The sequence below is a fragment of the Microbispora sp. H10885 genome (genome assembly GCF_014161415.1).
GTDB classification, from domain to species: Bacteria; Actinomycetota; Actinomycetes; order Streptosporangiales; family Streptosporangiaceae; genus Microbispora; species Microbispora triticiradicis.
This window is the reverse complement of sequence record NZ_JABBWY010000002.1, coordinates 13,103-26,238: the sequence shown is the minus strand read 5'-3', so window position 1 is coordinate 26,238 and position 13,136 is coordinate 13,103. Positions and strand designations below refer to the sequence as shown.

General features: G+C 71.4%; 10 protein-coding genes. 7 read left to right on the top strand and 3 right to left on the bottom strand.

Annotation, left to right across the window (positions count from 1 at the left end; all coding sequences use genetic code 11):
- Nucleotides 1–45: 45 nt before the first annotated feature.
- From infC to HHX37_RS05185, 7 genes are all read left to right on the top strand, one after another.
- Nucleotides 46–660, top strand: a complete 615-nt coding sequence (gene infC / locus HHX37_RS05215) for a translation initiation factor IF-3 (protein WP_117408921.1) — start codon at nt 46–48, stop codon at nt 658–660.
- 142 nt (nt 661–802) lie between these two features.
- On the top strand, nt 803–997 hold the full coding sequence (gene rpmI / locus HHX37_RS05210) for a 50S ribosomal protein L35 (RefSeq protein WP_030504936.1): 195 nt from the start codon (nt 803–805) through the stop codon (nt 995–997).
- 25 nt (nt 998–1,022) lie between these two features.
- The gene (gene rplT / locus HHX37_RS05205; protein WP_150938656.1) at nt 1,023–1,403 is read left to right on the top strand and encodes a 50S ribosomal protein L20; all 381 of its coding nucleotides are present in this window, start codon (nt 1,023–1,025) and stop codon (nt 1,401–1,403) included.
- Nucleotides 1,404–1,471: 68 nt separating this feature from the next.
- Nucleotides 1,472–2,305: a TrmH family RNA methyltransferase gene (locus HHX37_RS05200; protein WP_117408919.1), complete on the top strand. Its 834-nt coding sequence runs from the start codon at nt 1,472–1,474 to the stop codon at nt 2,303–2,305.
- Nucleotides 2,306–2,401: 96 nt separating this feature from the next.
- Nucleotides 2,402–3,496 (top strand): sensor histidine kinase, encoded by a 1,095-nt coding sequence (locus tag HHX37_RS05195; protein WP_182884702.1) that lies wholly within the window; start codon nt 2,402–2,404, stop codon nt 3,494–3,496.
- Between the two features lie 108 nt (nt 3,497–3,604).
- The gene (pheS, locus tag HHX37_RS05190) at nt 3,605–4,705 is read left to right on the top strand and encodes a phenylalanine--tRNA ligase subunit alpha (RefSeq protein ID WP_117408917.1); all 1,101 of its coding nucleotides are present in this window, start codon (nt 3,605–3,607) and stop codon (nt 4,703–4,705) included.
- On the top strand, nt 4,705–7,278 hold the full coding sequence (locus tag HHX37_RS05185) for a phenylalanine--tRNA ligase subunit beta (RefSeq protein WP_182884701.1): 2,574 nt from the start codon (nt 4,705–4,707) through the stop codon (nt 7,276–7,278). The genes pheS and HHX37_RS05185 overlap by 1 nt, the downstream gene beginning before the upstream one ends.
- A 56-nt stretch (nt 7,279–7,334) precedes the next feature.
- On the opposite strand, the gene HHX37_RS05180 is transcribed toward HHX37_RS05185, so the two are convergent.
- From HHX37_RS05180 to HHX37_RS05170, 3 genes are all read right to left on the bottom strand, one after another.
- Nucleotides 7,335–10,517: a penicillin acylase family protein gene (locus tag HHX37_RS05180; protein WP_182884700.1), complete on the bottom strand. Its 3,183-nt coding sequence runs from the start codon at nt 10,515–10,517 to the stop codon at nt 7,335–7,337.
- 242 nt (nt 10,518–10,759) lie between these two features.
- The gene (locus tag HHX37_RS05175; RefSeq protein WP_396774807.1) at nt 10,760–11,371 is read right to left on the bottom strand and encodes a Uma2 family endonuclease; all 612 of its coding nucleotides are present in this window, start codon (nt 11,369–11,371) and stop codon (nt 10,760–10,762) included.
- A 246-nt stretch (nt 11,372–11,617) separates the two neighbouring features.
- Nucleotides 11,618–12,781 (bottom strand): polysaccharide deacetylase family protein, encoded by a 1,164-nt coding sequence (locus HHX37_RS05170; RefSeq protein WP_182880349.1) that lies wholly within the window; start codon nt 12,779–12,781, stop codon nt 11,618–11,620.
- Between the last annotated feature and the right edge of the window lie 355 nt (nt 12,782–13,136).

The following is a 13,136-nucleotide window of genomic DNA, read 5'->3' as shown; positions in this document are numbered from 1 at the left end:
TTTTTCCCGCACGGTCGAGACAAGCGGAAGTCTTTTGGAGGTCCCATCAGCACCGAGCCCCGCATCAACGACCGTATTCGTGTGCCCGAGGTCCGCCTCGTCGGCCCGAACGGCGAACAGGTCGGCATCGTCTCCATCGGCGACGCGTTGAAGCTGGCGCAGGAGAGCGATCTCGACCTGGTGGAGGTCGCGGCCACCGCCCGCCCGCCCGTCTGCAAGCTCATGGACTACGGCAAGTTCAAGTACGAGTCGGCCATGAAGGCGCGCGAGGCCCGTCGCAACCAGGCACACACGATCATCAAAGAGATCAAGCTCCGGCCGAAGATCGACCCGCACGACTACGAGACCAAGAAGGGTCACGTCGTGCGCTTCCTCAAGGCTGGAGACAAGGTCAAGGTCACGATCATGTTCCGGGGCCGTGAGCAGTCCCGGCCAGAGCTGGGCTTCCGGCTCCTGCAGCGCCTCGCGGAAGACGTCACCGATCTGGGGTTCGTCGAGTCGCAGCCGAAGCAGGACGGCCGAAACATGATCATGGTGATCGGGCCGCACAAGAAGAAGGCCGAGGCGAAGGCCGAGAAGGCCGCCGCCAAGGCGCAGCGTGGCGAGGACCGCCCGGCGGAGGAGTCCGCGCAGGAGCAGCAGCCCGCGCAGGCGCAGTGACGCCCGCCTGAACCACCGGGCAGGGCGCCCGAAACGACACGGAGAATCCGAGACCGGGACGGTCTCGCGGAGTCAGGCAGCCGCCGGCTCGGGTTACCGGCCCGGGCCGTCGGCACGGACCAAAGAGGGAGAGACGGCTGAGATGCCGAAGATGAAGACGCACAGCGGTGCGAAGAAGCGGTTCCGGCTCACCGGATCCGGCAAGGTTGTCCGCCGCCGCGCCAACCGGCAGCACCTGTTCGAGCACAAGCCGTCCACCCGTACGCGCCGTCTCGAGGGTGTCGTCGTCATGTCCGACGCCGACACCAAGAAGATCAAGAAGCTGCTCGCCAAGTAGTAACGACCCGGGGAGATAGAACAACATGGCACGCGTGAAGCGGGCGCTCAACGCCAAGAAGAAGCGCCGGGTCGTACTCGAGCGGGCAAGCGGTTACCGGGGGCAGCGGTCGCGCCTCTACCGCAAGGCCAAGGAGCAGATGCTCCACTCGATGACCTATGCGTACCGGGACCGCAAGGACAAGAAGGGCACGTTCCGCCGTCTGTGGATCCAGCGGATCAACGCGGCGGCCCGCGCCAACGGCATGACCTACAACCGGTTCGTCCAGGGCCTGCGTCTGGCGGGCATCGAGGTGGACCGCAAGATCCTCGCGGACCTCGCGGTCAACGACGCCACGACCTTCGCCACGCTGGTCGAGTCCGCCAAGAAGGCGCTCCCGTCCGACGTGAACGCGCCGGTCGCCTGAGACCTGCTCCGACGAGGGCCCGCCGCCTGCGGTGGGCCCTCATCGACGTTGAGGGGGAATGAGCAGGGATGGCGGAGCTCACCAACATCAGGTCGCCGCGGGTCAAGGCGGCCCGCAGGCTGACCAAACGCGCCTTCCGCGACCGCGACCGGGCGTTCCTGGCCGAGGGGCCGCAGGCGGTACGCGAGGCGCTCGCGGTCAAGGACGTCACGGCGGAGCTGTTCACGACGGTCGAGGCCGAGGCCCGGCACGCCGACATCGTGGCCGCCGCCCACGCGGCCGGCGTGCCCGTGCACCGCGCGAGCGGCGAGGTCATGGCCGAGCTGACCCAGACCGTCACCCCGCAGGGGCTGCTGGCCGTGTGCCGGTTCGTGCACGTCCCGCTGGCGGAGGCCGTCGCGCCCACGTCCCGGCTGGTGGCGATCCTCGCCCACGTCCGCGACCCCGGCAACGCGGGCACCGTCCTGCGTACGGCCGACGCCGCCGGCGCCGACTCCGTGGTCTTCACCGACGCCTCGGTCGACCCGTACAACGGCAAGTGCGTGCGGGCGAGCGCGGGGAGCCTCTTCCACCTGCCCGTGGTGACGGGCACCTCCGTGGCCGACGCCGTACGGCACGTGCGGGAGGCCGGGCTGCGCGTGCTGGCGGCCGACGGAGCGGGCACCCGGACGCTCGACGAGGTCGCGCTGGACGAGCCCACCGCCTGGCTGTTCGGCAACGAGGCGTGGGGGCTGCCGCCCGAGCTCCTCGCCCTGGCCGACGAGGTCGTCCGCGTCCCGATCTACGGACGGGCCGAGAGCCTCAACCTCGCTACCGCCGCGGCGGTGTGTCTCTACTCTTCCGCGCGGGTTCAGCGGCAGACCTTACAAACCGTGGAAGATCCCACCACCCCCGGCGGCTGAGGCTGCTGCCGGGCCGCGGAAACCCGCTATTGTCGGCGAAGGAGCCGTGCAGGAAGGGGCGGCGCGCGCAGTTCCGGAGCGTCAGGAGGCGGTCTCGTGCGAGGTGACGACACCCCCGGCGGCACCCCTGAAGGGGACGCCGGAGGGCGGGCGCTCATCGACGCCGACGACCTTCCCGACGGCCTCGTCGCGACCGACCCCGACGGTGTGATCCTGATGGTCAACCGGGCGGCGGAGCGGCTGACCGGGGTGACCCGGCGGGCGGCCGTGGGCCGGCTCATCGGCGACGTGCTGCCGCTGCGCGACCAGGACGGCCGCGACTGGTGGAAGTGGCTCGACCCGCACGGCGGGCTGCGTACCCGCAGCCGCCAGCCCGAACGGCCGCTCCACCTGCCCGGACGGCAGGAACTGCTGGTCGCCGCGCGCTTCGTCCGGGAGCCCGCGCGCGGCGGCGAGGTGGAGCGGGTCGTCATCACGCTGCGCGACGCGTCGGCGCGCGCGCGGGTCGAACGCAGCCGCGCCGACCTGGTGTCCACGGTCGCGCACGAGCTGCGCTCACCGCTGACCAGCGTCAAGGGGTTCACCGCGACGCTGCTGGCGAAGTGGGAGCGGCTCACCGACGCCCAGAAGCTCGTCATGCTGGAGACGGTCAACGCGGACGCCGACCGGGTGACGCGGCTGATCACCGAGCTCCTCGACGTCTCGCGGATCGAGTCGGGCCGGGTGGAGATCCACCGGCAGGTCGTGGACGTGCCGGCGCGGGCGCGCCGGATCATCGCCGGCCGGGTGGCCGCGGGGGAGCCGGAGGACCGCTTCCGGCTGGAGATCCTCGGCGAGCTGCCCGAGACGTGGCTCGACCAGGACAAGATCGACCAGGTTCTCGGGAACCTGGTGGAAAACGCGGTGCGCCACGGACGCGGTACGGTGACCATAGTGGTGGAGCCGGTCGAGTGGGGTGTGGCGGTGTCGGTGCGGGACCAGGGTGAGGGCGTGGCGCCCGAGCTGGTCGACCGCGTCTTCCGTCAGTTCTGGCGGGGCAACGGCCGCCGCCGCGGGGGCACCGGCCTCGGCCTGTTCATCGTCAAGGGCCTCGTCGAGGCCCACGGCGGCACGATCATCGTGCAGCGCGCGCCCGGCGGCGGCGCCGAGTTCCGATTTACCTTGCCCACCGGCACCCCCGACTTCGCCTGAGCTTTTCCACAGGCCCTCGCGCGGAGGACGGCCCGGTGGGCTGATCGGACTAGACTCGTTGCCGCTGAGCGCAGGGCGCTCGCAGGCCCCTGGATACGGAGCTCTCTCTTGTCGAACACCTATGACCCGGTCGAGGTGACGCCGCTGCACGCCGACGAGGTCGCGCGGGCACAGGCCGACGCCCTCGCCGCCATCGCGGCGGCGCGCGACCTCGACGATCTGAAGCAGGCCAGGCTGGCGCACGCGGGCGACCGCTCGCCGATCGCGCTGGCCAACCGTGAGATCGGCGCGCTCCCGCCCGCCGCCCGCGCAGAGGCGGGCAAGCGGATCGGCACCGCGCGCAAGGCGATCGGCGAGGCGCTGGCCGCCCGTCAGGCCGAGCTGGAGGCCGAGCGCGACGCGCGGGTCCTCGTAGAGGAGACCGTCGACGTCACGCTGCCGTGGGACCACGCGCCGCGCGGCGCCCGCCACCCGCTCACCACCCTGCAGGAGCGCATCGCCGACGCCTTCGTCGCGATGGGCTACGAAGTGGCCGAGGGGCCGGAGCTCGAAGGCGAGTGGTTCAACTTCGACGCTCTGAACATCGCGCCCGACCACCCCGCGAGGTCCGACCACGACACGTTCTTCGTGGAGAGCGTCGAGTCGGGGAAGGTCCTGCGCACCCAGACCTCGCCGGTGCAGATCAGGGCCCTGCTGTCGCGCCCGCTGCCCGTCTACGTGGTGTCGCCGGGCAAGACCTTCCGCACCGACGAGCTCGACGCCACGCACACGCCGGTCTTCCACCAGGTCGAGGGCCTGGCGGTCGACAAGGGGCTGACGATGGCCCACCTGAAGGGCACGCTCGACCGGTTCGCCGAGGTGATGTTCGGTGACGGCATCACGACCCGGTTCCGGCCGCACTACTTCCCGTTCACCGAGCCGTCGGCCGAGCTCGACCTGCGCTGCTTCGTCTGCCGCGGCTCCTCCGCGGTGCCCGGCAACCCGCCCTGCCGCACCTGCAAGTCGGAGGGCTGGATCGAGTGGGGCGGCTGCGGGATGGTCAACCCGCGCGTGCTGATCGCCTGCGGCGCCGACCCCGCCGTCTACTCCGGGTTCGCCTTCGGCATGGGCGTGGAGCGGACGCTGATGTTCCGCCACAACGCCGCGGACATGCGTGACATGGTCGAGGGCGACATCCGGTTCACCCTGCCGTTCGGGATGGAGGTCTGATGAAGGTCCCGCTTTCATGGCTGCGGGAGTACGTCGATCTCCCCGCGGTCACCGCACAGGAGGTGGCCGACCGGCTCACCGCCGCCGGCCTCAAGCTGGAGGCCCTCCACTCGCACGGCCACGAGATCAAGAACATCGTGGTCGGCCGGGTCCTCGAGATCGAGGAGCTGACCGGGTTCAAGAAGCCCATCCGGCACTGCCGGGTCGAGGTCGGCGAGGCCACGCCGCGCGAGATCGTCTGCGGCGCGACGAACTTCTCCGAGGGCGCGGTGGTCCCGGTCGCGCTGCCGGGCGCGGTGCTGCCCGGTGGTTTCGAGATCGGGTCCCGCAAGACGTACGGGCGGCTGTCGGACGGCATGATCTGCTCGGAGGCCGAGCTCGGCGTCGCCGATTCGTCCCCGGGCATCCTGCTGCTGCCGCCGGACACCCCGATCGGCGCGGACGTCGTCGAACTGCTCGGCCTGCGTGACGACGTGCTCGAACTGGAGGTCGCCACCGACCGCGGATACGCCCTGTCCATCCGGGGCGTCGCCCGCGAGGCGGCGACCGCCTTCGGCGTGCCGTTCCGCGATCCCGCCGCTATCGAGACGCCGGACGGCGACGGCGAGTCCTGGCCGGCGTCGATCGGCGACCCGACCGCCTGCGACCGGTTCGTGCTGCGTTCGGTGACCGGGTTCGACCCCGCCGCGGAGTCGCCGCTGTGGATGCGGGTGCGGCTGGCCCGCGCCGGTGTGCGCTCGGTCTCGCTGGCCGTCGACGTCACCAACTACGTGATGCTGGAGCTCGGCCAGCCCCTGCACGCCTTCGACCGGTCGCGCCTGTCCGGCCCGATCGTCGTACGGCGGGCCCGTCCGGGGGAGACGCTGGAGACGCTCGACCACGTGGTGCGGACGCTCCACGAGGAGGACATCCTCATCACCGACGACTCCGGCCCGATCTCGATGGCCGGCACGATGGGCGGCCTGCACACGGAGATCTCCGGGACCTCGACCGACATCGTGATCGAGGCCGCCCACTTCTCCGCCACCGGCATCGCCCGGGAGTCGCGGCGGCACAACCTGGTGAGCGAGGCGTCCAAGCGGTTCGAGCGCGGCGTCGACCGGGAGCTGCCGCTGGCCGCGTCGTGGCGTGCCGTCCGGCTCCTCGCCGAGCTGGGCGGGGCCGTCGCCGACCCCGGCGTGACGCACGCGCAGGTGGACGTCGCCCCGGTGCGGATCACGATCCCGGCCGGCCACCCGGACCGCGTCGCGGGCGTGGCCTACGGGCGGGAGACGGTGATCCGCCGGCTGGAGCAGGTCGGCTGCGTGGTGACCGAGGGCGCCGCCGCCTCCCGGCCGGACGGCGGCCAGGGCGTCGCCGCGACCGGGGTGCTCGCGTCGGGCGACCTCGCCGGGAAGCTGTCCGTCGACGGCGAGGACCCGATCACGGTCGTCCCGCCGAGCTGGCGGCCCGACCTCACCGACCCGAACGACCTCGCGGAGGAGGTCATCCGGCTCGAAGGCTACGACCGCATCCCGTCGGTGCTGCCGCCCGCCCCCGTCGGCGGCGGGCTGACCGAGGGGCAGCGGCTGCGCCGCCGCGTCGGCCGGGCGCTGGCCCACGCGGGATACGTCGAGGTGCTCGCCTACCCGTTCATGGGCCCGCGCGACCTCGACAACCTCCTGCTGCCCGAGGGGGACCCGCGCAGGCGGACGACCCGGCTGGTCAACCCGCTCAGCGAGGACGAGCCGTACATGCGGACCACACTGCTGCCGGGGCTGCTGAAGACGCTGGTGCGCAACGTGGGCCGCGGGTTCGCCGACGTGGCCCTGTTCGAGTCGGGGCTGGTCTACCGGCCCGAGCCGGACGCGCCCGCGTCGGCCCCGATTCTCGCGGTCGACCGCCGGCCCTCGGAGGAGGAGCTGGCGGCGATCGAGATCGCGCTGCCGCGGCAGCCGTTCCGGGTGGCCGTGGTGCTCGCCGGCGAGTTCCACCGCTCCGGCTGGTGGGGCGAGGGCAGGCAGGCGACCTGGGCGGACGCCGTCGAGGCGGCCCGTACCGTCGCCCGGGCGGCCGGTGGCGAGCTCGTCATACGGGCCGACCAGCACGAGCCCTGGCACCCCGGGCGCTGCGCCGCGCTGACCGTGCCGGACCCGGAGACCGGGGAGCAGGTCCTCGCCGGCCACGCCGGTGAGCTGCATCCCCGGGTGATCGAGGTGTACGGCCTGCCCCCGCGCACGTGCGCGATGGAGCTGGAGCTGTCACTGCTGCGGCCCGCCGGGCCGGTGCAGACGCCCCCCGTGTCCGCCTACCCGGTGGCGACCCAGGACGTCGCGCTGACCGTCCCCGCCGCGACCCCGGTCGCGGAGGTGGCGGCCGCCCTGGCGGAGGGCGCGGGCGGCCTGCTGGAGTCGGTCAGGCTGTTCGACGTCTACACCGGGCCGCAGGTCGGCGAGGGCAACAAGTCGCTGGCGTACACGCTGCGGTTCCGGGCGCCGGACCGCACGCTCACGGCCGAGGAGACCACGGCGGCGCGGGACGCCGCCGTCGCCCTCGCCGCGGAGCGCACCGGAGCCCACCTCCGCGGCGCCTGACGAGCACGATCGCGGGCGGGCGCCGGTCTGTCGCCGGCGCCCGCCCGCGAGCCGCGTCACCTGCCGTACACCTCGAAGGAGTACAGCGAGTAGCCGAAGAGGGTGGCGCGCTTGACCCCCTGCATGCGCACGTACCGCGCGCTGACCGGGGCGAAGGTCACGGTGTCCACGCCGCCGTCGCCGGTCGTCGTCTGCGCGGCGGTGGTCCACGCGGCGCCGTCGGGGGACGTCTGGATCCGGTACGACGAGCCGTAGGCCGACTCCCAGCGCAGGATGACCCGCCCCACGGTGCTCGCGGAGCCGAGATCGACCTGGATGTACTGGTTGTTGCTCCATCCGCTGGCCCACCGGGTCGCCGGGTCTCCGTCCACCGCCCGCCCCGGCGCGTTGGAGCCCTCGGTGCTGGAGGCGCTCGCCGTACGGCCCAGCGCGAGGTCGCTCACGTCGTCGCCCCGGTGCGCCGGGAACGAGACCACCTGCTGATAGGTCGGCCGGTTCTGCCAGGAGATCAGCGAGTGCTTGATCCCGCCGAGCGGCGACTGCCGCACGGCGTCGGCGCACCACTGGTCCCCGGCGGAGCAGGAGTCGTCACCGGGATAGGTCGTCGCCGCCGGTTCGGCCAGCGCGGCCGACAGGCTGTCCAGCAGGACCGTGCGGCAGGCCGCCACGGTCGCGCCGCAGTACCTGGCGGGCAGGGGAGCGGTCACCGGGTCGCCCAGCACGGCCCGGATGTCCTTGTCGACGTAACCCCACCAGCCGTACTGGAACGCCGAGCCCTTGTGCGGCTGTGACTCGTTGGCCGACCCGGGCAGCGCGGAGACGTCGCCCTGCTGGTGCCCGGACGGCGACTCGTTGATCTGCAGCGCGCCGGTCAGCGACTGGTAGAGCCCGTCGCCGAGGCCGGGCCGGAACTCCGCCCGAACCAGCTGCGGCCACCACGCGTCGAATATCCGGATGGCGTCGGCGTGCGCGTACGTCTTGCTGCCCTTGGCGGTCTCCTGCCGCCGGGCGCCCGCCTCGGCCCAGGCGGACAGCTTGGCGACGGCGGAGGCCAGGGCGGGATCGGGCACGGACGACGCGCTGCCGATCACCCGGAGCAGGTTCGGCAGCACCTTCCATCCGCGCAGGTCGGTCACGGCGGCCGCGGCCATGATCTTCACAACCCCGGCCCGGTCGACCGTGCCCGTGGACAGGGCGGCCCGGAGCGGCGCGTCCAGCAGGTCGGCGCGGTGGACCGGACCGAAGCTGAAGTTGCCGTCGGCCGCGCCGTAGTCCTTCGCCTGCTTGTTGTTCCAGCTCACGAAGTAGTCCTGGTTGACGGCCTGCGGGTGGGCCGAGGGCGGCGTGTAGGCCGCCGTGTTGACCGCCGGGTCGAAGCCGCTCCACTCGTGCGCCGCGTCGCCCGCCATCGGCAGGTTCGGGTCGGACACCGCCGACCGCACCGGGACGTTGCCGGACATGAAGTACGCCGTGTCGGCGGAGTTGACGTAGAACCAGTTGAAGGCGAAGCCGATCTTGGAAGCGGAGTTCGTGAAGGCCGCCGGCGAACCCATCTCGGCCGGGTCGTTGAACATCTGGAAGCCGACCGCCGAGTCCGTCTCGTGCTGGTAGGTCGAGCGCAGCGCCGTGAACGCCGTCGGCACGCCGCCGGCCATCCCCCGCCAGGTGACCAGGCCGTACTTGGTCCGCTTGATGATTAGGTCGTAGGAGCCGGCGGCGGTGGAATCGGCCGTGTTCGGCTTCCAGGAGTTGGTCTTCTTCAGCGTCTCCATGGCGGTGCAGGTGCCGTGGTAGAGGTAGTGGTCCGACGACAGGGCGGGCGTGCCGCCGTTCGGGTCGCACAGCGTCACCGCGTACGTGTCGGTGATGTCCTCGGCGGCCGACGTGGCGCTCCAGGCGTAGTCGGTCCCGCGGCCGAGCAGCACGTAGAGGTTGAGCCCGGCGAAGGCGGCCCCCCGCGCCCGGATGCCGGGCCCGGACAGCTCCTCCAGCATGAGCAGTTGCGGCGCGAAGTAGCCGGTCTGCGGGCCGAACACGGCGATCGGGTGGCCGCCGGTCGCCTTGGCGGCCGAGACCACGAGCGCGTTCGACATGCCGGGCCGGGAATTGTCCACCGTCAGCCCCGTCAGCGCGCTCGTAACCGCCGTCGTGGGGGAGGTCGCGCTGCCGGTCTCGTTGGCCGTGACGTCGACCGGGGCCGCCGTGCCCGCGTCGGGCAGCACCACGCCGGTCGCGCCGGACGGCGCCGCGCCGGAGGGGAAGCTCTGCCCGTCGTGCAGCGTGAGCACGGTCTCCGGATCGTTCTGCGAGCGGAAGGCCGCCCAGGCCCGGTCGCCCTCGGTGGCGCCGTACTTCGCCCGCGCGGCCACCCGTACGAGGGCGGACCGCATCTCCGCGCCGCCGCCACCGCCGAACAGGCCGCCGATGACCCCGGAGACGGCGACCAGGTCGGTCATCTTGAAGTACTGCGGGCCTCCCGCGTTCGTGATGGCGTCGAGGTGGCCGGTGAGGACGTACTCGCCGGGGCAGTTGCGGGCGGACATGCACCGGTCGATGTAGGCGTTGATCCCGGCGATGTAGTTCTGCACGTCGGTGTAGAGCTGGGCGCCGCGGCCGCCGGAGGCCCGCAGCCGGTCGATCTGAGCCTGGAGATCGGCCTCCGTGTAGGGGGAGTTGCGCCAGACGCTCTGCTCCAGCTCCCGGTTTCCCGCCGCGCCGCCGGCGAACGGCGTCAGCTCGCCCCGGCCGACGTGCCGCATGAGGTCCATGAGCCACAGGCGGTCCTGGGCTCCGGCGTACCCGGCGCCGAACATCGTGCCCTCGCGGGTGGTGCCGGTGACGTGCGGCACGCCGGTCGCCTTGTCCCGGACGATCGTGACGTCGGACCGCGGGCTGACCGTGCTCTCGACCTGGTTCGCCGGCACGCCGAAGCCGCTGTCGCCGAAGAACGCGGAGATCTGCTCGTCGGTCAGCCCGGTGTAGCCGGAGATCAGGTCGGCGTATCTGCCGAGCTGGTCCCTGCTGTGGGCCGGGTAGGTGCCCAGAGTCTGGTTGCCCAGGATGTCAACGAGCGTGGCGTTGCCGTTCTGCCCGGGAGGCAGGACGTCCGCGCACTGGCCCAGACAGTAGTCGTCGGGCGGGTAATAGGGGGCGGCGGTGGCCGTCTCCGCCGGCAGGCCGACGGAGACGAGGACCAGCGCGGCAGCAGCGGTGATCGCCCGTCGGAGGCGCGCGTGCATGGGGGAACTTCCCTTCGCGGTGTCAGGGGGTGAAGGGACGGCAGGATGGTGCTGTCACGCGCGTGAATGTGAGTGGGGCTCAACTCTGGACGATACGCGGGGGTAACCAGAGGAGCAATGCCAACTTTGCCGCGATCGTGGCAGAACCTGCCGATCGCAGTCAACGTAAGGCCCGCCGCCGCTCGCGGAGCCGGAGCGCTCGGCTACGGGCCGTCGCTGGTGGGGATCAGAGGTTCCGGAGTCTACAGCTCGTCGATTTCGGCGAGGTCGATGTCGGCGTCGAAGGGCACCGACACCTTGAGGCGGTCGTGGTAGATGCCGGTCAGCGCGTAAGCGGCGGTGGCGGGGTCGAGTTCGTACACGTAGACCGTGGGCCGCCCGGACTGGTTCTCGATCCGCCAGAAGTGCGCGATCCCCGCCTCGGCGTAGAGCTGCGGCTTGCGCTTGCGGTCCCGCTCCTCGGACTCGGGCGAGACGACCTCCACAACCAGGATCACATCGCCGGCCTCGTACGCCGTCTGGTCCGGCCCGCGATCCGCCTCCGCCTGAATGACGCATACGTCCGGCTCGGGCCGCTGACGCAGGTCGAGAATCACGCTCATTTCACGACGTACGCGTAGCCCCGAGGGCAGGTGGCGGCGCAGGCCACTTGTGAGGAGGTCGACGGCTCGTGTGTGGAAGGAGGCTTGGGGGCTCACGAAGACCAAGCTTCCATCAATCAACTCTGTGTGCGCAGGGAGTTGCGGTATGTGATCGAGGTCGGTAGCGCGAAATCCTTCCGGTGGAGGGAAAACCCAACGGGGAACGCCGCATATATCGCTCATGGGCACTTCGCTCCGCACCTCAGCCGTCATGCGCTCACGGTAGCAACGCGTGAGCGTCACGCGAAGTGATTCCCCGGCTGTCCCCTGCCGGAACGCGGGTTTTCCGTGCCGGCACCACGTCGCGGAGCATGCCCGGACAGTGAGAAGGTGCGGCGCTCCCGGAGAGCGCCGCACCGTTCCGGCGGCCAGCCCACGCGACAGGAGACTGACTGCCGGCCCAAGGGCCGTGGCCCACGGTGCGGCGGGGTGTCCGACATCGCGGGCCACGGGCGGGGGCTATCTGGTCCAGGTCCACTTCTGGTTGTTGCCGCCGTGGCAGGAGTACAGCTGGAGCTTGGTGCCGTTGGCGGTGCCGGCTCCGGCGGCGTCGAGACACAGGTTGGACTGGACGCCCTGGATGCTGCCGTCGCCGTTGACCCGCCACTTCTGGTTGTCGCCGCCGTGGCAGGAGTAGATCTGCACGACGGCGCCGTTGCCGGTGCCGCCGGCGTCGAGGCACTTGCTGCCGTAGACCCGGATCTCACCGGAGGACGTGGACGACCAGGTCTGGTTGCTCTGGCCGTTGCAGTCGTACAGCTGCACCTGGGTGCCGTCGTTCTGGCTGGCGTTGGGCACGTCGATGCAGCGGCCCGAGGCCACGCCCTTGATCGGCCCACTGCCACCACCGGAGGTGGGGGTGGCGCTGGGGGACTGTGGGATGGACGGGGACGGGGTGACGGGGTTGCTTCCGTCGGGGGCGACGGCGCGTCCGGTGGTGGGGGAGATCATGCCGGCGCAGAGGTTGCGGCTGCGGAGGTTGGCGGCGATCTGGGAGATGGCGGCGACGGTGGTGGAGTACTGGTCGTGCATGAGGATGATCTGGCCGTTCTGGAGACGGCCGGCGGCCTGGACGATCTGGGAGGTGCTGGCGCCGTTCCAGTCCTGGGAGTCGACGTCCCAGATGATCTCTCGGAGGCCGAGCTGCTGTTCGACGGACTTGAGGGTGGAGTTGGTCTCGCCGTACGGGGGGCGGAACAGCTTGGGTGCGGTTCCGGTGGCCTGCTGGATGGCCTGCTGGGTTCGCTGGAGTTCGGACTGGATCTGGGAGCTGCTCTGCTGGGTGAGGTGGGGGTGGGTGTAGCTGTGGTTGCCGACCCACATTCCGGCGTCGACCTGCGCCCTCACGAGTGAGGGGTTGTTCTGGGCGTTCTGGCCGATGTTGAACATGGTGGCGCGCAGGCCGTTGGCCTTGAGGGTGTTGAGCAGGTTGGTGGTGTTGCTGGGGTTGGGTCCGTCGTCGTAGGTGAGGCCGACGTATCCGGCGCTGCAGTCGGCGGCGTTGGCCGCCGTCGGGGACAGTGCCACGGTCGCCAGTGCCGCGGCGGCGACGCTCGCGAGCGCCGTGGCGAGGGTCTTGCGTAAACCGGGACGTCTGACGACGGGCACGGCGCTGTCGGCCATCTTCGCTCCTCAAGTCGGAACCCTGTGATCGGGCACGGTGGCTGGCCGGGCGGCGCGGTGCCCTGGTGGGGAGCGCCGCCCGGCCCCGGGGGTTCGCCGAGGCCTCATTCTGGAAACCACCACCGAAACATGTCAAAGATTGGATAGAAATGTTTCAGTCGGATGCTGATCAGTCCAGGCCTGAGCTGCGGGAAGTCCGATGAACTTTTCACGTCGCCGTGGAGGCCCTCCGCTCCGCGCAGGGGTGAGCGCGTGCTCGGCGGCCCTTCCGTCGCACTGCCGGATCGTCGGCGACGGCGCCCCCGCCGTTAGGCCGGTCGCACGCAGGGTGACGTACAACAACCTTCCCGGCGCC

Excerpts from the sequence above, each read along its gene's own strand:
- rpmI (WP_030504936.1), top strand. The coding sequence starts at position 803 with ATGCCGAAGATGAAGACGCACAGCGGTGCGAAGAAGCGGTTCCGGCTC.
- rplT (WP_150938656.1), top strand. The coding sequence starts at position 1,023 with ATGGCACGCGTGAAGCGGGCGCTCAACGCCAAGAAGAAGCGCCGGGTC.
- HHX37_RS05200 (WP_117408919.1), top strand. The coding sequence starts at position 1,472 with ATGGCGGAGCTCACCAACATCAGGTCGCCGCGGGTCAAGGCGGCCCGC.
- HHX37_RS05185 (WP_182884701.1), top strand. The coding sequence starts at position 4,705 with ATGAAGGTCCCGCTTTCATGGCTGCGGGAGTACGTCGATCTCCCCGCG.
- HHX37_RS05180 (WP_182884700.1), bottom strand. The coding sequence starts at position 10,517 with ATGCACGCGCGCCTCCGACGGGCGATCACCGCTGCTGCCGCGCTGGTC.
- HHX37_RS05175 (WP_396774807.1), bottom strand. The coding sequence starts at position 11,371 with ATGACGGCTGAGGTGCGGAGCGAAGTGCCCATGAGCGATATATGCGGC.
- HHX37_RS05170 (WP_182880349.1), bottom strand. The coding sequence starts at position 12,781 with ATGGCCGACAGCGCCGTGCCCGTCGTCAGACGTCCCGGTTTACGCAAG.